Source organism: Leptospira alexanderi serovar Manhao 3 str. L 60 (assembly GCF_000243815.2).
GTDB lineage: Bacteria > Spirochaetota > Leptospiria > Leptospirales > Leptospiraceae > Leptospira > Leptospira alexanderi.
Window position 1 is genome coordinate 50,001 of sequence record NZ_AHMT02000018.1, and the last position, 20,953, is coordinate 70,953.

Here is a 20,953-nt window from a genome sequence, read left to right on the forward strand (position 1 = left end):
CTAGTTTTACTTGTATTGGAGTTTTCATAAAAATGAGGAAGAAGAAACTGGACTTTACCAACTAGTAAAGGAAAGGTTCAGGAATGCCAGAAATAGAAAAAGTCACGGAAGTATTCGAAGAACTCATAGGAAGTAAAATTTCCAAAAATTTCCTCGACCACAGAAAGATTTTTCTTTGGGGTCCGGTAACCGACGAATCATCCAAAGACTTGGTCGGAAAGCTTCTCTACCTGGAAATGAAAGATCCGGGAAAAACGATCACATTTTATATCAATAGTCCCGGTGGTGTCGTGACTTCCGGAATGACCGTATTCGATACGATCAAAATGATTTCTTCTCCCGTTCACACCGTTTGTATGGGAATGGCGGCTTCTATGGGTTCGGTTCTTCTTGCGGCGGGAACAAAGGGTGAACGTTCCATTTGGCCGAACGGAAAAGTGATGATTCACCAACCGAGTATTGGAGGACAGATCGTAGCCCCTGCTACCGATTTAAAGATCCACGCGGAAGAAATTCTCAAGACAAAAGCGAAGTTGAATCAGATTCTTGCGGACGCTTGTGGGCATCCGGTTTCCAAATTGGAAGAAGACACGGATCGGGATTACTACATGGACGCGGAAGAAGCGATCCGATACGGAATCGTAGACAAACTCGCTACAAAAATCGATTTTAATTAATCGGAATTTTTTCCCTTGTCTAAGACGTTATCCTTAGAGGAGTTCTTAAAAGAATTTTTAGCTTCTCCGCATCAGAAAGGCAGAAATCCGGAAGAGGATCAAAACTTAAGCGAACTCTTTCTGGAATTCTCTTCCCTTTTATTCTTAGAAGGAGAAGAAGAGACTCAGGAAGAAGTTCTTTTGAAGGACATAGGTTCTTTCGAACTCGACGAGTTCGTAAATTTTTATCTTTCCGATATGCATCCGAACGATCCGGCTATCGTAAAACGAGGAGCTGATTTTTTAAGAAGACTTCATAAGTTCGCGAAAAAAAACTCTCGTATCAACAAAGAACAGATGGAAGATTGGGACGAATTTTTTCAAGGACTCTAATAGGAACGTTAGACGTCTTTTATGGGTTTCCAATCCTTCAAACCAAAACGATTCTTTAAAAGCGGACACCTTCAGACCGTTTACAGTACTTTCTTTCCTCCCGAAAACCGTCTCAGAAGTAAGTTTTATTTTGAGGATATCCTCTTACAACTTTCGGACAATTCGGGAGATGCTCTCTGGTTGGAGCACAATCCTCCGATCGCTCATTATTCTTCTTCGGGTCCGGTTTGGAACGGAATCTATCTCGTAATGATTCACGGAATGGAGGGAACTTCCGACAGTGCGTATTTGGTGAGTCTCGCGCAGAGTGCCTTGCTCAGAGGTTACGGGTGTGTTCGAATGAATCTCAGAAACTGTGGGCGAGGACAGGGATTTTCCAAGGGAACGTATAACATTGGTCAAACGAAAGACGTTCAGGACGTCATCGATTTCGTTTGGAAGAAGTTATCTCATAGGATTTTTCTTTCCGGCTTTTCTCTTTCGGCGAGTCTAGTTTTAAAGTATCTCGGAGAAAAAAGAAATCACAAAGTGGAAGTTTTTTCTTCCACAAATCCTCCTTTAGATCTTTTCAAAGGTTGTAAATTTATTGATTCGAAAGAGGCAAGGTTTTATAGGGATCGGTTTGTGTCCGGGTTTCGCAAGAAGATCAAAAACAAAGTCATTCAACTTCCACCCGAACTGGAAAAAAACGCGTTTCGAGTAAAAACACTCTTCGAGTTTGACGATCAGGTCACCGCTCCGTTTTTCGGATATAAGGGTGCGGCTGAGTATTATCAAGACTGTTCGAGCATTCGATACATTCCTAATATCCGTCATCCGGGAATCATAATCCATTCCGAAGACGATCCTGTCGTTCCTCCATTCGATTGGGAAGCGATTCATTGGGATAAACTTCCTCAAATCCAAACCATTCTCAGTCCCAAAGGCGGGCATGTGGGATTTTTGACGGATCCAACCCCGGAAATTCCGGATGGAAGGTGGTTGAATAAAATAATTCTGGATTATTTCGATTCGAAAACGAATTCTGGAAGCTGATTTGAATCGATGAATTCCTCAAAGAAGAATATACCTGCCAAGGGAAAATTGGCCAAACCACCCGGAGCTGCTTTTTTTATCGTGGTCGTTTACGAGGATGCGGAAATGTTCTATTCCATCAAAACAAAGACCGAAAAAAATTTTCCGCAACTTTGTATGAAAGTAACTCGATGCCTGTTTGGAAGGATCCGGACGAGGAACTTTGGAATCAGTCATTTGGAAGGCACACTAAAATTCTTTCTTTCAAAAGAAGAATTCATAGGGAAGAACTTCCTTCCATTCAGAAAGAATGTCTCTCGATTCAAAACGCCGCAATTGAAAAAGATAGGGGCGTTCGTATTTTCCCGGGGTATCTTTGCAACCATTCCGTTGTGATCTCGAGTGTCCAAGACGATTTCCATAGGATTTATCTATTCAACGGAGTATATGCCGAAACGGTTTACAACTATCAAAAACAAAAAATGGTCTATCGTGAAACGGCGCCTTCCTTTTTCAAAACGCCGGAAGTGGTCTATTTTTTTACGAGTTTGAGAGAATCCTATGTTCAAAATATCAGTAAAACCTAATATTCTTTTTTTTGCATTCGTATTTTACCTGTTGTCTTTTTTGGGAGCTTGCGTACCCGTGCAACTGGAAATAGCTTCTGTCACTCTCTGCGATCATTTCAATCGTACCGGGGAGTGTCTCGAACCTGTGGAAAAGGATCATCACTACAAGGTGGAAATTCCTCACATCAAAAAGCCGGATACTTGGGAAAAGTTTGCTAACTACCTTTACTTTCATGCGAGAGAAACTCCAGGTTTTCTCATTCGGTTCAATCGAAAGCTGACTCCTTCCGAGTCCAGGGCGATTCAGGATTCTTACTATGCGACCATGAATTTTTCCGGGACCGTGGAAAGGATGGAAGGGTTTGAAATGGGGGAAGACTGGATCGGTTCGTTTCAATATTTAGGTTCTATCATTAAGGACAAATTGAAAAAAGAAAACCGTCTCGGTTCTTATCCTTATACAAATATGATCTTTCCCGCGGAATTGGAGTTCAAGTTCAGTTCCTCTCTTTTTGAAGGAGTGGAAAAAACAAAGATCAATTTAAGTTATATTGTACTTCCTCCGGAAAAATGATGGAAAAAAATTATCTTTGTTTTTCACTTTGAAAGTTTATTTAGAAAATCGGAAGAGCATCTTTCGTTTAAACTGGTTTTCGCAGAAGGGGAGTGGAAAAAAGGTAATTCGATAGAAAGGATACCTTTGATTTTATTCCTTGAATTTCCATCTGTTAGGCTTTCTTTTGGTATTATCCATGAACTCGGAACCCCATTTCCGTATTATTTCTTCTTTTTTCTCAGGAAGTTATGCGTACTTGATGAATCGGATTCTTCTCTGTTTTGTTTTTTGCATATTGGTGATTCATTGTGCATTGTCGGAACAACCTAATTTGGGGATTCAGGAGTTCCAGGGAATTACTTTGGACGGGACACTGGTTCGTCTCTCCGAAGTCAAAGCGGCTCGGTTGGTCTTAAACGTTTACGGACCGAATTGTGTTCCTTGTATCAAAGAAATTCCCGCTCTCAACTATCTCTACCAGGATATGCAGAAAGATCCTAAGATTCAATTTTATATGGCAGTGGATCCGACTTTGTTTTTCGATGAAGCGGAAACGATGTCGGAAGAGGAACTATTGACCAAGGGGATTCCTTTGGTCAAGGAAGAGATTCGTAAGTACGGAATCCAAGTTCCGACGCTTCTTATGAAAAAACCGTTTCGGGTGAGTAGAACGGATTCTATCGTTACGGGGACTCCTGAAACCCTTCTTTTTAAAACGAAACCTTTCGTACTCTATTACAATTTTATAGGACCGATCAGCGAAGAGGCGAACCTGCAAAGGTTAAGCGTGGATCAAAAAGTTCTTTTTTTCAAAAGGATGGCGGGATCTTCATGAGGAGTTTGATCGTTCGATTTAAGGATTGCGAGGGGCCTGGTATTCTACTCGATTCCTTAAAGGAAAGAAATTATAAAATCACCTATCACAACGCATACGATTCGAGGATACAGCCGTTTCCCGACGCACATTTGGTTTTCGATTTGATCGTTCTTCTCGGAGGGCCTCAGTCCGTTATGGATCCGGCACTCGTTCATTTTTTCGAGCCTTGGCTAAATTTAATACGTTACGCGGCATCGGTGCCTAACCGCAAAGTGATCGGAATTTGTCTCGGTGCACAAATTATTTCCAAAGCACTCGGCGGGGAAGTCCGACGGGGTGAGAAAGGACCGGAAGTAGGTTTTTACGACGTTCAAGTTCGGGAACCTACTCATCTTGTATTCGATGGAATCACTTCCTTTCCCGCGTTTCATCTTCACGAAGATGTATTTTCGATTCCACAAGGGGCAAAACATCTTTTAAAGAGCGAGATGTATTCCAATCAGATGTTTTCCTTTCAGGATCGAATTTTCGGAATTCAGTGTCATATGGAAGTTACGGCTTCTATGCTCAAGGTGTGGCGTATGGTACATTCGGATTTTATCCGTTCCGCAGGTTGGGTTCCCGGACCTGAAACGGAGGTTTTGAGGTCTCAAATGGAGAACGTTGGGCGCAGAATTTTCGGAGCGATCCTCGACCTTACACCCGATTCTGCAACAGATCGGTCCGTTCTCATTCCACAAAGCCCCGACTTCGTTGCGGCCGGAAGCGAATGATTAAACTTAGCGGAATTCGAAAGTCGCTAAGGTTTGGAGCGGACCTTTGCGAACTTCTTTCGGATTGGGTTTGGACTTGATAATCTTAAAAGAAATGATTCAAATGATAGAATATACGGAAAAATGAATATGATTCAGAGCATTCTCCGGGTGATCCTCGGAAGTAAATTCGAACGAGACTTAAAGAAACTCATCCCGATTGTCGGACAGATCAATTCTTTGGAAAAAGAGATGAAAGGGATGAGCGATTCTCTGCTTTCTTCTCAAACGCAAATGTTTCGCGAGAGGATTGCTCGGGGAGAATCTTTGGATTCGATTCTTCCCGAAACCTTTGCGACGGTACGGGAAGTTTCCTTGCGCACGATGGGGATGAGACATTTCGACGTTCAAATGATGGGAGGAATCGCTCTTCACAGAGGAAATATCGCCGAAATGAAAACCGGGGAAGGTAAAACTTTGACTTCCACTCTCGCGGTTTATCTCAATTCCTTAGCGGGTAAGGGGGTTCATGTAGTCACCGTAAACGACTATCTCGCAAAGAGGGATGCGAATTGGATGAAGCCGATCTATGATTTCCTCGGGATTTCCGTGGGAGTGATTCAACACGATATGGATCACGAACAAAGAAAGATCGCTTATTCCGCGGATATTACGTACGGAACCAACAACGAATTCGGTTTCGATTATCTAAGAGACAACATGGTTTCCCACAAGGATCACAAAGTTCAGAGATCCCATTTCTTCGCAATCGTAGATGAGGTCGATTCGATTCTGATCGACGAAGCGAGGACTCCTCTGATCATTTCTGGTTCTTCCGACGAGACCACCGATAAATACGTTCGTATCAATAAAATTATACCTAAGTTGGTCGCAATCGAAGATTTCGAGGTGGATGAAAAGGCGCGTAACGTTCTTCTTTCCGAAAAGGGGGTTTCCCACGTGGAGGAAATTCTGGGGATCGAAAACCTATACGCTCCGGAAAACGTGGATCTCGTACATCACGTTCACCAGGCTTTGAAAGCGCATAAAATCTTTCAGAAGGACGTGGACTACGTTGTTCAAAACGGAGAGGTTATCATAGTAGACGAATTTACTGGACGTTTGATGGCGGGAAGGAGATATTCCGACGGACTTCACCAAGCGCTTGAGGCCAAGGAAAGTGTTACAATTGCAAAAGAGTCCCAGACTCTCGCTTCGATTACGTTTCAGAATTATTTTAGAATGTACGATAAACTTGCCGGTATGACGGGAACCGCCGACACCGAAGCGGAGGAATTTAGGAAAATCTACGATCTGGATGTGATTGTAATTCCGCCTAACGTTTCGGTTCGAAGAAAAGATTCTCCCGATCGCGTATATAGAACGGAAAAGGAAAAGTTCGACGCAATTCTTGCCGAAATTCGGGAACTTCAATCTAAAAAACAACCGGTTCTCGTGGGAACGATCTCCATTGAAAAATCGGAGGTTCTTTCTAGAATGCTTTCATCCGCGGGAATTCAGCACAGCGTATTGAATGCGAAATTTCACGAGCGGGAAGCGGAGATCGTCGCCAATGCGGGAAAACCGGGAGCGGTTACAATCGCAACGAATATGGCGGGAAGGGGAACCGATATTGTTCTCGGGGGCGCGCAGCTTTATAAGGAGAACCTCGAAACCTGGAAGGAAGATGACGATCTTGTAAGACAGTTTAAGGAGTCGATTTTAAAACAGGAATTGGATAATGCGGAGTCGCTGATTCAGAAGATGGATTCTTCTGCGAAGCAAAAACGTGCGTCCGAAATTCTCGGGTCCGTCAAGATTTGGAAAAAAATCACGAAGACGTTTTGGCCGCGGGCGGTCTTCATATCCTCGGAACTGAGAGGCACGAGGCGAGACGGATCGATAATCAGCTCCGAGGTCGTTCCGGTCGTCAGGGGGATCCTGGTTCCAGTCGTTTTTACTTATCTCTTCAAGACGATCTTATGAGAATTTTCGGATCGGATCGAATCTCTGGACTTATGAAATGGGCGAATATGCCGGAAGGACAAGAGATAGAAAGTAAAATGGTGAGTAACGCGATCGCACGCGCTCAGAAGAGAGTGGAAGGGCATAACTTTGATATCCGGAAACATCTTCTCGAATACGACGATGTAATGAATCGTCAGCGAATCGTAATCTACAAAATGAGAAACGAAGTTCTCGAAAATGAGGATATTTCCTCTTTGATTTTGAGTTTTATTGAAGAGGCGGTGGAGAATCAGATTGTTGCCCACTGCGAGGGAAACAATCCTTCCGGTTGGAATCTGGAGTCTTTAAAAGAATGGCTGGAAGGTCTGGAGCTAAACTTAGAAATCAGCGAAGAAGATTTTAAAAAAACCAAAAATCCTCAACTTGCTCTTTTTGAAAAAGTGAATGAGGCCGCGAAACAGAAATACGAAGGTAGAGGCGAAAGTATCGGTAAGGATATTTGGAAACTTCTAGAAAGAAATATTTTCTTAGATATCTTGGATCATCGTTGGAAAGAACATCTCTACTCCATGGATCATTTGAGAGAAGGAATCTGGACCGTAGGTTATAGCGAAAGAAATCCTCTCGTGGAATACAAACTTCAAGGTTTTAGAATGTTCGATGTCGCGATTGAGAACCTAAAAAACGAAGTCGTAAACTTTCTTTTCCGTGTAGAAGTATCGGAAAATTCCAAACCACCGGAAGAAAGGCGGGAATATAAAAAAGTAGGGCAAGAAGTTACCGGAGGATTTCAAGAACTTTCGGGTGGAGCTCCCAACCGCACTCGTTCTAACGGAGCGACCGTAACTGTTACGACCAGTTCCGGAGGAGGAACCGAAAGAAAGACGAGCCGGAGACGGAAGCGCTGAAGTTTCGTCTTGTTACGTTTGTTTTGGTTTGCGGATCGGGAATTCTGAATTCCTGTACCACTGCGCCCCAAAAGGGGTCGGCGAAACAGATCTACGCCGATTGTATGGAAACCTTCGGAGATCGGGAAAAGTGTGAGAAACTTGTTCTCAAGCAACTGATAGGTTCTGAAAAAACGGAGGAATCTTCTCAAATCGAAACGAACCGGACTCAAATCTCTGAATCTGTCGCTTTGGATCCTGAAATCGAAAAGAATCTTAGATTGAGATCCGAGATCAAAGATACATTACAGGGACAAAATAGAATTTTTGTGAAGGAATTCTTAGGAAATCCTGATCGGATTCAATTTAGAACCAACAGCATCGAAGCATTTGTTTATACTCGGCCAATCAGTCGTTACAAGCCCGGCGCAAAGCCGGATTTGGAAATTAGAGTTTTAATGCGAAATGGAACGGTAGTGCGTGTAGAGCATGTAGCCCCATGACTTATTAGAATTTATCTCAAAAATAGCTATCATATATTGCGAAACGGCCTTCCAAGACAAAGTAATAGATTTTCGAGAAGATCTTATAAATCCCGAAAGTTGGGCGGATGAGTCTTTTTAAATATTAAAAATCGAAAAACGTTTGTAAGCCTATGCCTACTTTAGAATCGTGGGACTTAATGAAGATCCGTTGGATCCATCGATTGCTGATTCTTGTACTGACCGCGGTGATCATATTGCCGTGCGAGGAAGATGGAACCTTTGATCTTGCATTTCTAGACGTTCGAGGTGGAGAAATTCATTTCGCTCTTGCGAAAAAGATTCAAAATCAATCGCATCGTAAAACGCGTTCCGAAATTCAATCCGGTATCGAAGCTAGAGATCTTGCAGCTTGTCTGAGAGGACGTTACGACTTTTTAGATCTCGTATTCTCCGGTTTTTTCGAACTTTCCAAGACGGAAGTTCACTTCTTTTCCGGAAAGTTCAACGCACCTAAGACCCATTTTAGTTATTTATTATCTTCTCTCCTTCTGAATTTACCACCTCCGACAGTTTGATTTTTTTCTTCCGGACTACATACTTTCCGGAATTCAAATGTAGATAATTCTTTCGTTACGGATTGATTCGTACGCAAAGAAAAAGGGAAAAATAAATGCAAACGCGGAGAATTGTACACTGGACCAGCAAACAATCATTCTTGAGAAACCTATGAGAAAGATTTTCACATTTTTACTTCTTTTATGGATGGTTCCGATTCTGTCGGAGGGAAACAATCCATCTTCGACCGGATCCGATCCAGGATTGGGCATTCCCGAATCCCCGAACCAGTCTCCAAATCCGATCCAACGCGAGGTTTCCGAGGTTTCATCGGACAAAGAAAGAACCTTGGATTTGAAAACCGCAGAGGAGAAACTCTGGAAAAACAACTTACTTCTCCTTGCTTCGCGCTTTAACATAGACGCCCGCAAGGCCGGAATCGAACAAGCCGGACTCTATGCGAATCCGAACATCTTCATCGATCAGAGTATTTTCGCCGAACCGACGCAGCGTTATTTCGATTTTACCCGTTCGGGTCAAACCGTCGTTCAGATCCAGCAGTTGTTTTTGCTCGGTGGCAAGATCGGAAAAAGGGTCCGCGTCGCCGAACTCAACGCGAGGATGGGGGAACAGGAGTTTTATGATCTTGCGCGGGAACTCGTAAGTAAACTCAGAAAACTCTTCTATGCGATCTACTACTATAGACAAGCGATCTCCTTTTACGATCAGAGTTTGGAAGCCTTGGGAAGAACGGTTACTTCCGCTGAAATGGGTTATAAAAGAAGGGCGATTCTTCAAGCGGAAGTGCTCCGTCTGAAGGCTCTTTATTTCTTTCTCAAAAAAGAAAGAGAAGAATTGAATATTCGAATTTTGGAAAGAGAAGCCGATCTCCGTGTTTTGTTAAATGACGATTCTTTCCGGAGCGCGGACGTGAAAATCGTTCCGATGATCGTTGAGAATCAGCTCGACAATCTAGAACCGGGAAAGTTGAAAAGGGACGAACTCTTAGAACTCGCCCGTAACAAAAGACCGGATCTTAAAAAAGCGATTCAGGCACTTCGATACGAAGAAGCCAACTTGGAATTACAACACGCAAATGCGATTCCGGATCTTGCTTTCGGTCCGATGTACAACAGAGGGGGAACTGCCTTCCAAAATTATTGGGGGATCACCGCTCAGTTGAATATTCCGATCTTTGACAGAAATCAGGGAAACATCAAAGCGTCGGAAAAAGCGATTCTCTCCAGAAAACAGGAACTCAAAAACACCCTTTTGGAAGTGGAGAACGAGGTCGCCGTTTCCATCGAAACCGCGAGACTCAAGGACGAACTCTACAAAAAGTTCAGAAACACGTATACGAAGGAATACACGGATCTTTCCAAGGACATGATTCTCAGTTACGAAAAACGTTATATTACAATATTGGAATTTACGGATTTTTTTGAAACCTACCGTTCCAGTGTTGTGGAAATGCTAAAACTGCAGACCGATCGGATGGACGCGATCGAAGGAGTTAATTTTTCTGTGGGGCAGGGAGTTCTTATCCCAAAACTCTCCCAACCGGCCGCGGAAGAAAAGTGAGGAAGCCGATATGAAGATACATTTTACCAGAAGAACACTTTTAATCACCGGGGCGGCCGCTGTCATCGCAATCGTTTCCATCGCAATTTTGGCCTTATCCGGCCGAGGAGATAAGAAAACGAAACTTCCTCCGAGCAAACCGATCATTTTAGAAAACGGAGAAAAAATCGAATTCAAGGAAAACAGTCCGGGTCTTGAAATCATCAAAACAAAGGAGATCGGAAAGGACGGAGAGTTTATCAACGTGGACGCTCCGGCTCGTTTGATCGCTTCCACTTCTCCTTCGGTAAGCGGAGGAGAAAGAATCATTCTTTTTGAATCTTCGGACCTGAACGATCTTTACGTTGGTTACGTTCACTCTCGAAACAGTCTCGCCCGTTCGATAAAAAATTACGAACGGATCAAGGACATGTTCAAACATAGAGTGGCGACTGAAAAGGATCTGATAGAGGCCGAAACACAACAGAACAACGATCAGGCTGAACTCGCGGAATACGAAGGAAAACTTCGTGCGGTCGGTTTGAATCCGGCTCTGCTCGGAAAATCGGGCGCACAGAGTGCTTGGATCATCAGCGACGTTCCCGAATCACAGCTTTCCAAATTAAAAAAAGGGAAACGGGTCAAAGTCCGATTTTCCTCTTTTCCGCACGAAGAATGGACCGGAATCGCCGAAGCCCTCGGGGATAACGTAGATCCTATGACGAGAACGGTTAAGGTTCGTATCGTGATTTCCAACACGGGATATAAACTCAAACCGGGAATGTTCGCTAACGTGAAGTTCCCCGAAGACACCGCGGGGAATACGGTCGTCGTTCCTTTCAACGCGATCGTAACTGTGGAAGGACAAAATTACGTTTTTGTGGAAGAATCTCCGCACGAGTTTGTCAGACGTGAAGTGACTTTAGGTATTTCCACCATGGATCGCGTAAACGTAATCGAAGGGTTGTCCAAAGGTGACAGAGTGGTCGTTCAAGGTTCGATCCTTTTGAAAGGATTGAGTTTCGGTTTTTAATATGAGAAAATTGAAATTCTTAGTCCTACTTACAGCTCATCTTAAAAGCTTACAGCTCGTCCTAAAACCTGCCGAGCGACCAATAGAGAGCGAAGGCATTGAGTTCTATACTTTATCAGAAAGATTAAGCTGTAAGGTTCTGTCCCAGTTTTGGGACAGGTTTTTATATTGCTATATCAAAAAGATTAAGCTGCGAGAGTCTGTCCGACTTTTGGGACAAACTCTTGTAATATTATTTTTTTTGAATGTATCTATTCTGGCCCAAACTCAAAAATACAATTCCAAGTCCGATGATCCTTCCCCCGAATGGACGGAAGATCCGGATAAAAAGACCAGGATCGGCAAAGAAGAATCGGGTGAGGATATTCTAAAAGGAAAACCTCTTCCTAAATCGACCAACTTTCTTGTATATGGTGCGAGCGTCGGTTCTCCCGGAGGTATCAATCTCAATCTCGGTTATTATTACAAGGACGTTGTTCTACGCGTTTCCGGAGGGAAATGGAATTCTCATTGGTGGGGAGGTCAGGTAGATATCGGTTATAGTTTTTGGAAAACTCCCGTAATTGCACATAGCATTTCTCTTGTATTCGGAAAGTTTCAAGTAGATCCGTTTGAGCCGGAAATCGGCCGAGGCGGACAGAATTCTTATCCGTCAGGCTCTTCCTTTCCGGGATACAGTCACAGAGATCCTACCTACGAGGACTTGATCATTCGTTCCTATGTTACGGAGCAGAATCCGGATTTGGCCTTATATCTCGAATACGAAAGCCGTGACAGACAAAAAGTTCATTTGAATCAGCAATACGTGGGGCTGGCCTACGATTTTTTGCTCGGTAATTTTTTCCTCCAACTCGGAGGTGGGATCGGCAAAGGGGATTATAAAAATCCTCAGTTGCTCATTCAAGTCGGCTATTTATTTGATACGAGATAATCATCTATGAAAGTTTTAAACTTAATTATTGAAACGGCGCTTCGTTACAGATTTTTTACGTTAGCGACAGCCGTTCTGCTCTTAGCGGTCGGGGTTTGGTCCTGGCTTGATATTAGAAAAGAAGCATATTCGGACATCGCCGATACTCAGGTTCGTCTGGTCGCAAAGTTTCCGGGAAAAGCGACTTTGGAAGTGGAAGAAAGGGTAACGATGCCGATCGAGCGCGTTCTTCATTCTACTCCGAATTTAATCGTAAGAAGATCCAGAACCATCAACGGTCTTGTGGTGTTTCAGTTCGTATTCGAAGAAGGAACGGACGACTACTTCGCTCGTATGCGTTTGATGGAAAAGGTGCGCGACGCGGTCATTCCGGAAGAAGTGAGTCCGACTCTCGCGCCGATGAGTTCTCCCGTGGGCGAGGTGTATCGTTACGTGGTCGAGTCTACTACGGGAAATCATACTCCGATGGAACTCAGAACCATCCAAGATTGGATCGTGATTCCGAAGTTGCTTCAGGTTTCCGGAATCGCTGACGTTGTGACGTTCGGGGGCTTGCCGAAACAGTTCCACGTAGTGACTTCTCCCGAAAAACTGATCCGGTATAACGTCACAGTTGGCGATGTGATCGACGCGATCAAAAGTAATAACTTAAATACGGGTGGTAACTTTCTCTTACAAGGGGAACAATCCCTTCCGATTCGTTCCTTGGGAGCGATTCGTACTCCCGAAGATATCGAAGACATCGTGGTCAAAACCGTGAACGGGGTTCCGGTTTTTGTGAGAGACATCGGTTCCGTGGAAATCTCGCATCCGATTCCGAGTGGGGTTTTGGGTTATACGGTTCAAAACGATCAGGAAGGTCTGATCGACGTGGATTCCGCAGTGCAGGGTTTGGTCGCGATGAGAAGATGGGTGGAACCGAATGCGTTTGGAGATCGGGTTCGCGCCAAGGTTCAAGAAATCAACGAGCGTTATATGCCGGACGGCACAAGACTTAGAAACACATACGACCGAGGAGATCTCGTAAAATACACTTTGAGAACGGTCGGAACTACCTTGCTCGAAGGGATCGCGGTCGTGAGTTTGGTCGTCATCTTTTTTATCGGAAGTTTACGAGCCTCTATCGTGGTAGTCGCTACGATTCCGTTTGCGCTTTTGTTTTCGTTTACGATGATGAACGCTTCCGGGATCTCCGCGAGCCTTCTTTCTCTCGGAGCGGTGGACTTTGGGATCGTCGTGGACAGCGCGGTCGTGATGGTCGAAAACATCATGCGTCGTTATAAAAATGCGACTCCCGCCGAAAAACAAAAAGGAATCATTCGGTTCACATACGATTGCGCGACCGAGGTGGGAACGGAAGTTCTCTTCGCGATTCTCATCATCATTCTTGCCTATCTTCCGATCTTTTCCTTTGAACGAATCGAGGGACGTCTCTTTAAGCCGATGGCGTTTACATTGTCGTTCGCTATCTTCGGAGCCTTGTTGTTCACAATGACGGTCGTTCCGGTATTGATGTCTTATTTCTACAGAAGATATTTCGAATCAAAGAATCCGGGACCGATCGAATGGCATAATCCCGTTTACGAATGGGTGGAAAGAAAATACGAAAAGATCGTACACTATCTCGTAGAACGTTCGAAACGAGTCGTAACGATCGCTTTTACCGGAGTGACCGGGCTTTTGATCGTCGGAATGATGTCTCTCGGAACGGAGTTTCTTCCTTCTCTTGACGAAGGGGGATTTACTCTGCGTTTGTATTTCCCCGTCGGGATTTCCCTTCCCGAAGCGAAGAAGTTTGTTCCAAAAGTTCGTAAGATCATCTATAGCAACGAACAGGTGAATATGATTCTTTCCCAGTATGGAAGGAACGACGACGGAACGGACCCGCTTCCACCGAACCGTTTGGAAGTCTATGTCGGTTTAAAAGATTATAAAAACTGGCACGAGAAGATCACCAAAGAACAACTTCTGATCCGAATGCGAAACGATCTTGAGGAAGGATTGCCCGGTGTGAAGGTGAGTTTTTCCCAGCCGATTATGGACAACCTTTCCGAGGCGATTATGGGAACGATCGCAGATCTTGCGGTTTTCGTATCGGGACAGGACTTAAAAGAGATGCGTCATATTGCGCAACAGATTCTGGATATCGTTTCCAAGATGAAAGGAGCGAGCGAATACGGAATCGAACAGGAAGGTCCGGCTCCTCAACTTGTGATCCGCCTCAAACGAGCCGTAGCGGCGCGTTACGGAATCAATATCAGCGATATTCAAGACGTGATCGAGGCGGCGGTCGGTATGGAACCGATCAGTTATTTGTACGAAGGCCCAATGGACACTCCTCCGAAAGAGAGAGCGTTGTTCGGAATCGCGGTTCGTTTTGCGAAAGACTATCGTCAATCTGCAAGAGAGATCGCGAACATTCCGATCATATCACCCAAGGGGGAAAGGATTCCTCTTTCGGAGTTGGCGGATATCACTCAAGAGGATTCTCCAACGATGATCTTTAGACAGGACGGAAAAAGAACGATTACGGTTCGTTTGAACGTGCGCGGAAGAGATCAAGGCGGTTTTGTTTCCGAACTCCAGGAAAGAGTGAAGAAAGAAGTGAAGATCCCGGATGGATTTGAAGTTCGCTATGGGGGACAGTATGAAAACCTCGCACGCGTAGGAAAACAACTTGCGATTGTGATTCCGGTAACGATCGGAATCATTTTTGGGCTTCTGTTTATGCTGTACCGAGATCTCAGATCCGTGATCGTCGCGCTTTCTTGTATTCCTCTTTCTCTTTTGGGAGGAATTTATGCGTTACTTGCTCGAGGATATTATTTCAACGTATCCGCCGGTGTGGGTTTTATTTCCCTTTTTGGAATTGCAACGATGGCGGGAATATTGTTTGTCTCGAAGGCAAATCACCTGCGGCACGACGATATCATGATGTCAGTCAGAGAATCCGCGATTCTTTCCGCGGTTACTCAGCTTCGACCTCGATTGATGACGATGTTACTTGCGTTGTTGGGACTAATTCCCGCGACGATGGCATCGGGTGTGGGTTCCGACGTGCAGAGACCACTTGCGACGGTGATGGTAGGAGGATTGGCTTCCGCGTTGTTTTTAGTCTTAACCGTGATGCCGAGTCTTTATATTCTCATCATGGGAACCGAAGAGGATTTGAAAAAAGGTTCACATTTTGCTTCCAAGGGCTTAAGCAGCGGGGATTATGCTTCACCTCATCCGGATGAAATTTATTCTACGATTGATTACGAAGAAGAATCTGTGACCCAGGTTCGTGACGAAAAGAATGAAAAAAAGCCAAGTCCGCAAAGGTGAAAAAGCCTAAGAAGAAATAGACCTTGGCAGATTTCGCCGCCGGTTGGATTTCGACCGAGCGGCGATTTTACCGCATTCTAAAATTCTCGCCTAACGTTTCCGTTACGAAGAAAAAATAAAATCATTCTCTACAACGAAAATGTAGAATTAACGTAGTTCAGTTCGGCGTAAGAAAATGAAAAAGAATTTTCTAAAAGTAGGAGTCTCTATTTACAGAATTTGTTCTTAAAATCGCGATTTGTTGTATGTACTCACATTTTAAGAAAATAGATTTACAAAGTTCAAATTCCGACAGAAAAATGAATCCTGGATTTCTTACGCCGAACTCACGTAAGATTTAGAACTTAGGACGCTTTTTTTTGCGCTTACTACTGGCCGCCTTGAGAGTTTTAGACCTTTTATCGGAACCTTCCGGCTTTTCATCAAATTGAAAGTAAAACTCGAAAGATTTACCGAGAATTTTATAGATTCTCCAGAATTCGATAACGTCGAGTCGCCTTTCACCGGATTCGATTTTCGAAATATAAGACTGAGGTTCACCCAAACGTTTTGCAATCTCAAGCTGGGTGAGGTCTGCGTTTTTTCTGGCAGCGATTAGATTTTTGCAAAAAATCTTCGCTTCGCGTGAATGAAGGGACTTAAACAAAACGTAGAAATTCTACATCCTGGAATAGAATATACCAAAATGGGATATTTTCATGACAAACATACGGGTTTATATACTGGATTTACGAATTTAGATTATCTTTGAAACTTTTAAGATTATAGAATGGTGCAATTGTAAACTTGGAATTTTATAGAATGGATTTCAATTCACTAAAGCGAAAAGCAATTTGTAATTCGGTTTAAAAAATCAATCCTTCCGAAAGTTCAAGTTTTTGCTTTCAGTATAAAATTCAATTCGAATTTAAAAGAAACGTAGGCTGATCCTTAAAATTCGGTACAATAGTATTTGTCCTTTGTCTCCGAAAATGCGGGAACCATTCGTTTTTAAAGAGATCTCTCCGATTCAGAGAATGTAAGATTTGTGCAAGTTTGTAAATGAAAGGGAAATTCCGATCTACACCGAAAAAAATTAGGCATTTGTGTTCTCACTAGGAGTTACTTAGCCTGATATGGATTAAAAGTTGTCAAGTTCTCCGATGGGACCCCGGCGCAAATGGATCGGGGCACGGGAAAGTTTGATTTCGCTTCGAAGAGTTTTCACAAATGCCTCGATGCAAACTCTATCCCATTACTTTCGATCCAATACTTATTTTCAGTTTATTTTTTGGGATAACACCACATCATCGAATGAAGTTATTATGTTCTTTTTAGTAAGTGCGCCGTAATCGTTTGTCCGATTAAATTCAGGATTTGAACGCTTAGAAAACTGATCATCAAAATTTCTTTTTCCAAATCGAGAACTTGAAAGGAATTTTTCCACCAGCGGAACAAGATGAACGCGAAAAGTAAAACTACGAATAAAATCATTCTCGCCGAATACCAGAAAAGAAGATCCTCGGATAAGAGATTTAATCTGGAATAAAAATTTAACTCGGGTGTTTTACGAGCCGCGAGAAATAAGCCAATTGCCCAGATCGTCTGTCCGAATGTCGCTACCAGAAGGAAAACGGTGAGAGAATGGATCCCGAAGATATGGAAGGGGCCGATTGCGACAATTCCAGTAAAATAACCCAAGATCGTAAACGCCCAGCCGATCCAGAAAAGCATAAAACCCGTATAATAAAAAAGCTGTTGAGAATGGATGAGAATCTGCAGAAGATGTCTCATTCCGTCTCTCCAAGTTCTCAAATGAGGAACTCTTCCCTCTACGTCCGGATACAAACTGATCGGGACATGGGAAAGTTTGACTCCGCTTCGAAGCGCTTTGACAAGCATCTCGGATGCGAACTCCATTCCGGTACTTTCAACCTCCCATTCCAGATATTTTTTTTTCAAAAAACACCGAAAGCCGGAGTTTGCGTCTTTGACACGATTTCCTTTTTTAGAATATAATAAATTGATGATCCAGTTGATTACTGGAGTTCCCAGATAACGATGTAGGAAAGGCATTGCCCCTTTGTGAATCGATCCATCCAGACGGGAACCGATTACAAACTCCGCGCCTTTTTCCATCTCCGCAAGAAGTGCGGGAGATTCCAAGAAATCGTAAGTGTCGTCCGCGTCCGCAAACAGAACGATTTCCCCGCTTGCATTTGTGATTCCGAAATTGAGCGCGGCTCCGTATCCTCTTTCTTTGCAATGAACGACTTTCGCGCCGTATTTTTTAGCGATCGATACGGATTTGTCTTCGCTTCCGTTATCGGAGACGAGAATTTCCACGTTGTATTGTTTTAATTCCTTTTTGAGCCGAATAAGTTTTTCCAAAACGAGAGGAAGGGTTTTTTCCTCGTTCAAACAAGGGATTACGTAAGTGACGTTTTTTTTCTTCATAATTTCAGATTTAGAGAATTACCTTTTACGGATGGTGATGACTCTCATTCCGTAGAACAACTGATCTTTTCGATCGAATATTTTCTGTGTGAATAACGAATCTATATCTTCCGAATTCAAATATTTCCAAGAGGTTTCCAAGATCACTAGATTCTTTCTTGCTGGATCGTGAACGAAAAGATCAACCTCTTTCTTCGTATAAATTTTTGGAATTACTCCCTCAATTTTTGCCGTTTTTAAGAAATATTCCATGTTGTACACATGAGAAGAGCAGAGAAGAGTAAACTCCTCGGGACGATCCCGAACCATAGAGATGATGTATTGAGAACTTTCCCTCCACTGTTCCTTAAAGGGTTTGTAGTAGGATCGGGTAAAATAATAAAGGGAAACGATGGAAATTAGAATTAGAATCGATTCGAGTCTTTTTCCTTTATAGATCGGGAATAGGGAAAAACCAGTAGTGATCAAAAAATACAAAGTAGGGGCGGTGACTAAAAGATTTCTAGCCGTAATTAAGGGTTGAATCAGAGAAAGAATCCCAAGGACGGCGGAAAAAATCAGAAAGATGATTCCGAGTAAAATCACGGATTTTTTATGATCCGGTTCCAAAAGAACGGACTCCGTTTGATTCTTTGGAAAATAAAAGGAAACAAAACCTGCGAGTAAGGCTAAAGAAGCCACAATTCCAGGAATAAACTTTTTTAGAATTCCGGAATGAAAGATCAAATCGAAAAAAACTAGAAACGCGGTTAAACCCGCCTCCGGAATCCACGAAGCGATTCCGATCTTATCCGAATTGAACAATAGATAAAGAACCGGAATAAATAAAATTCCGAATAAGATCCCGAAAAAGAATTCCACTTTGGGAAATTTTTTTGTAAAAATCCACTTCGTTATAAAAATTCCAAGAAAAACGGAAGCGGACCAGATGAATCCGAAAAAATGAGTATAAGATGCTAATAAAGAAATTCCTAATAAACTCCAGTATGTACGGAGATCTTTTTCTTTTCGGTTTTCGTAGACGGATTTTAAAATAACTGCAAGTTGAATCGTGCTAAACAAAACCAAAAGACTATAAGACCTGAGTTCCTGGGAATAATAAATGAGCCCCGTGGATAAACTTAGGAAGGCCACGACGGAAATTTTGATTCTTGCATTTAAGTCACGCGGTGAAAAAACATAAAACGAGAGAGGAACGAATATACCCGCGATCGCGCTGAACAATCTTCCGACAAAAACCGTAGGTTGAAAGAGTTGAAACCAGAAATACAAGAGCGTTTGGTACAACGGTGGATGCGGATCGTTCTTCATCCAATTCCAAAGATTGTTGAATGAAGTCTCAGAAGAGGCCCGGATTGAAAAAAGTTCGTCTTCCCAGGGGCTTTGCAGATCTAAACGAAAGAATCGAAAGAATGCGCCTAATCCTAGCAGGAATAAAAAAACCTTCAGATCTTTATTTCTTTTAATTTCTACCAAAAGCGCATTCAATCGGCTCATAGATCACCAGATTCCCATAATTCTTCTGTAGAGATCGGTTTCCAAAATCCCTTTCGGATCGAATTTCCTTTTCAAAGAATGAAACGTTTCCAGATTTTTTTTCGGAAACGCTCTTTGAACGGTTTCCGGTCTGAGAGTGCTGTCTTTCGCGAAATAAAATTTTCCTCCGAACTTCAACACGATTTCGTCTAACTCACCCGCGAGTTCCCAAAGTTTTTTTCTATTTCCGAAAGTCACGGGAAAATCCATAGCCATCGAATAACCGTCCAATGCGTGTGTGAGAAGAAAAGGATCGGGTTTATGTTTTTTGAATACGGCAAGCCAGGTAACGATTCCCCGCTTCTGGCAGATCTTTAGAATTTCACAAAAAGCATCCACCGCATTCTCCTTGGGAATGAAACTCTGGTATTGAATCATGGAGCCGGGCTTATACATGAACTTCCAATTTGGAACGTAATCCAATAAAAACGCATATTCCGCGTGACCTTGAAGATACGGTTTGTTGTTCGTCAAATAACCGGAAAAGAATTTTGCAAAATTGACGAGCCTCATTCCCAAGTTATTAGCAAAGGGAATCATAAACAACCACATCCAAGACTTAGGGATAATTCCCAGAAATGTGCTTGGTAAATTCTGTCTTTCTAATTTACAATTTTCAGGAAAGTCCGGATCTTCTCCCTTCTTCAGATGCACCGCTTTGTGAATCTGTCCTCTTCCAAGAGAATTTCCGGATGCGAATGCGTCGACCCAACCTACGAGATAATCCGCGCTTTTATATTCCCTTTCGAAGTAGTCGAACATATCCTGCAGATTTTTGCTGACCACGGGCCATACTTTCATTTTTCCCGCGTAGATAGTTTTCAGTTGGATTGTTACGTTCAAAAAAACTCCGAGCATTCCAAAGCCGGAGATTGCGGCAAAAAAAAGTTCCTGATTCTTTTTACGGGAACAGACGAAGACCTTTCCGTTCGGAATCATAAATGTAAACTCAAGGACGTGATCGCCGATCGAACCCACCGCAAAATTATTCTTTCCATGGATGTTCATCGATAAGGCGCCGCCTAAAGTAGGAAACATCGTTCCGCTTACGACCGGAGGCCAGTAACCTTTTTCGATTCCGAATTCCCAAAGTTGTTTGATCGTAACTCCGGATTCCGCTTTGATGATTCCCGTTTTTGAATTGAATTCCAAAATTCGATTGTACTTGGAAATATCAATCACCGCTCCCTTGGTATTTGTGGCTGCGTCTCCGTAACTGCAACCTCCTCCCCGAAACGTCAACTTTAACCCTTTATTGTTTGCGTAAGAGAAAAGATCCCTAAAGTCTTCTTCCTTTTCCGGAAAAAAGACGGGTGAAAGCGAATAATGGTTCATCCCCCAAGTTTCCACTTTGCTTGGAGACGGAAGAGTTATTTCAATCGGAGACTTTTTTGCCGCTTTCGAAGTTTTTGCAGAAGTTTTCTTTTTCGGAGAAGCTTTGGATGCCCTTGCCATAGTATTACCTTTGATCGATTTAG

General features: G+C 43.1%; 17 protein-coding genes and 2 pseudogenes (1 of these 19 running past the window's edge). 15 read left to right on the plus strand and 4 right to left on the minus strand.

Annotated elements, in window-relative coordinates:
* From LEP1GSC062_RS06695 to LEP1GSC062_RS06780, 15 genes and pseudogenes are all read left to right on the plus strand, one after another.
* Positions 1-65, plus strand: the 3' portion of a protein-coding gene (locus LEP1GSC062_RS06695) for a septum formation initiator family protein (RefSeq protein ID WP_170875461.1). It extends 391 nt beyond the left edge of the window; 65 of the gene's 456 nt are visible here — the last part of the coding sequence; the start codon falls outside the window, past its left edge; it ends in the stop codon at positions 63-65.
* A gap of 18 nt (positions 66-83) precedes the next feature.
* A complete protein-coding gene (locus LEP1GSC062_RS06700; protein ID WP_002630765.1) occupies positions 84-677 on the plus strand; it encodes an ATP-dependent Clp protease proteolytic subunit in 594 nt (197 codons plus the stop codon).
* 15 nt (positions 678-692) lie between these two features.
* The gene (locus LEP1GSC062_RS06705; protein WP_010577995.1) at positions 693-1,049 is read left to right on the plus strand and encodes a hypothetical protein; all 357 of its coding nucleotides are present in this window, start codon (positions 693-695) and stop codon (positions 1,047-1,049) included.
* A gap of 21 nt (positions 1,050-1,070) precedes the next feature.
* Positions 1,071-2,084: a YheT family hydrolase gene (locus LEP1GSC062_RS06710; RefSeq protein ID WP_010577996.1), complete on the plus strand. Its 1,014-nt coding sequence runs from the start codon at positions 1,071-1,073 to the stop codon at positions 2,082-2,084.
* A 9-nt stretch (positions 2,085-2,093) separates the two neighbouring features.
* A pseudogene (locus tag LEP1GSC062_RS06715) lies at positions 2,094-2,650 on the plus strand (DUF4416 family protein).
* Positions 2,625-3,206 (plus strand): complement regulator-acquiring protein LcpA, encoded by a 582-nt coding sequence (gene lcpA, locus LEP1GSC062_RS06720; RefSeq protein ID WP_039941393.1) that lies wholly within the window; start codon positions 2,625-2,627, stop codon positions 3,204-3,206. The pseudogene LEP1GSC062_RS06715 and the gene lcpA overlap by 26 nt, the downstream one beginning before the upstream one ends.
* A 178-nt stretch (positions 3,207-3,384) precedes the next feature.
* Entirely contained in the window at positions 3,385-4,023 is a 639-nt protein-coding gene (locus LEP1GSC062_RS06725; RefSeq protein WP_020983797.1) for a TlpA family protein disulfide reductase, read from the plus strand.
* Positions 4,020-4,778 carry a type 1 glutamine amidotransferase gene (locus LEP1GSC062_RS06730; RefSeq protein WP_010578000.1) on the plus strand — a complete coding sequence of 253 codons (759 nt, stop codon included), beginning with the start codon at positions 4,020-4,022 and terminating at the stop codon, positions 4,776-4,778. Before LEP1GSC062_RS06725 ends, LEP1GSC062_RS06730 begins: the two co-directional genes overlap by 4 nt.
* Before the next feature lie 129 nt (positions 4,779-4,907).
* Positions 4,908-7,633 (plus strand): annotated as a pseudogene (gene secA, locus LEP1GSC062_RS24605) (preprotein translocase subunit SecA).
* Positions 7,634-7,737: 104 nt separating this feature from the next.
* Entirely contained in the window at positions 7,738-8,115 is a 378-nt protein-coding gene (locus LEP1GSC062_RS06755) for a hypothetical protein (protein ID WP_425268428.1), read from the plus strand.
* 179 nt (positions 8,116-8,294) lie between these two features.
* Complete coding sequence (locus LEP1GSC062_RS06760; protein WP_020983805.1) at positions 8,295-8,672, plus strand: hypothetical protein; 378 nt, start codon at positions 8,295-8,297, stop codon at positions 8,670-8,672.
* 151 nt (positions 8,673-8,823) lie between these two features.
* Positions 8,824-10,233 (plus strand): TolC family protein, encoded by a 1,410-nt coding sequence (locus LEP1GSC062_RS06765; protein WP_010578003.1) that lies wholly within the window; start codon positions 8,824-8,826, stop codon positions 10,231-10,233.
* 10 nt (positions 10,234-10,243) lie between these two features.
* On the plus strand, positions 10,244-11,245 hold the full coding sequence (locus LEP1GSC062_RS06770; RefSeq protein ID WP_020983755.1) for an efflux RND transporter periplasmic adaptor subunit: 1,002 nt from the start codon (positions 10,244-10,246) through the stop codon (positions 11,243-11,245).
* A gap of 211 nt (positions 11,246-11,456) precedes the next feature.
* Positions 11,457-12,176 carry a hypothetical protein gene (locus LEP1GSC062_RS06775; RefSeq protein ID WP_020983809.1) on the plus strand — a complete coding sequence of 240 codons (720 nt, stop codon included), beginning with the start codon at positions 11,457-11,459 and terminating at the stop codon, positions 12,174-12,176.
* Positions 12,177-12,182: 6 nt separating this feature from the next.
* Positions 12,183-15,503, plus strand: coding sequence for an efflux RND transporter permease subunit (locus LEP1GSC062_RS06780; protein WP_010578008.1), 3,321 nt, complete (start codon positions 12,183-12,185; stop codon positions 15,501-15,503).
* A 337-nt stretch (positions 15,504-15,840) separates the two neighbouring features.
* Here LEP1GSC062_RS06780 and LEP1GSC062_RS06785 read toward each other — a convergent pair whose 3' ends face one another.
* From LEP1GSC062_RS06785 to LEP1GSC062_RS06800, 4 genes are all read right to left on the minus strand, one after another.
* A complete protein-coding gene (locus tag LEP1GSC062_RS06785; protein WP_004498303.1) occupies positions 15,841-16,149 on the minus strand; it encodes a helix-turn-helix transcriptional regulator in 309 nt (102 codons plus the stop codon).
* 656 nt (positions 16,150-16,805) lie between these two features.
* A complete protein-coding gene (locus tag LEP1GSC062_RS06790) occupies positions 16,806-17,939 on the minus strand; it encodes a glycosyltransferase family 2 protein (RefSeq protein WP_020983777.1) in 1,134 nt (377 codons plus the stop codon).
* Between the two features lie 18 nt (positions 17,940-17,957).
* On the minus strand, positions 17,958-19,436 hold the full coding sequence (locus LEP1GSC062_RS06795; protein ID WP_020983795.1) for a glycosyltransferase family 39 protein: 1,479 nt from the start codon (positions 19,434-19,436) through the stop codon (positions 17,958-17,960).
* 3 nt (positions 19,437-19,439) lie between these two features.
* Entirely contained in the window at positions 19,440-20,930 is a 1,491-nt protein-coding gene (locus LEP1GSC062_RS06800; protein ID WP_039941401.1) for an FAD-binding oxidoreductase, read from the minus strand.
* Between the last annotated feature and the right edge of the window lie 23 nt (positions 20,931-20,953).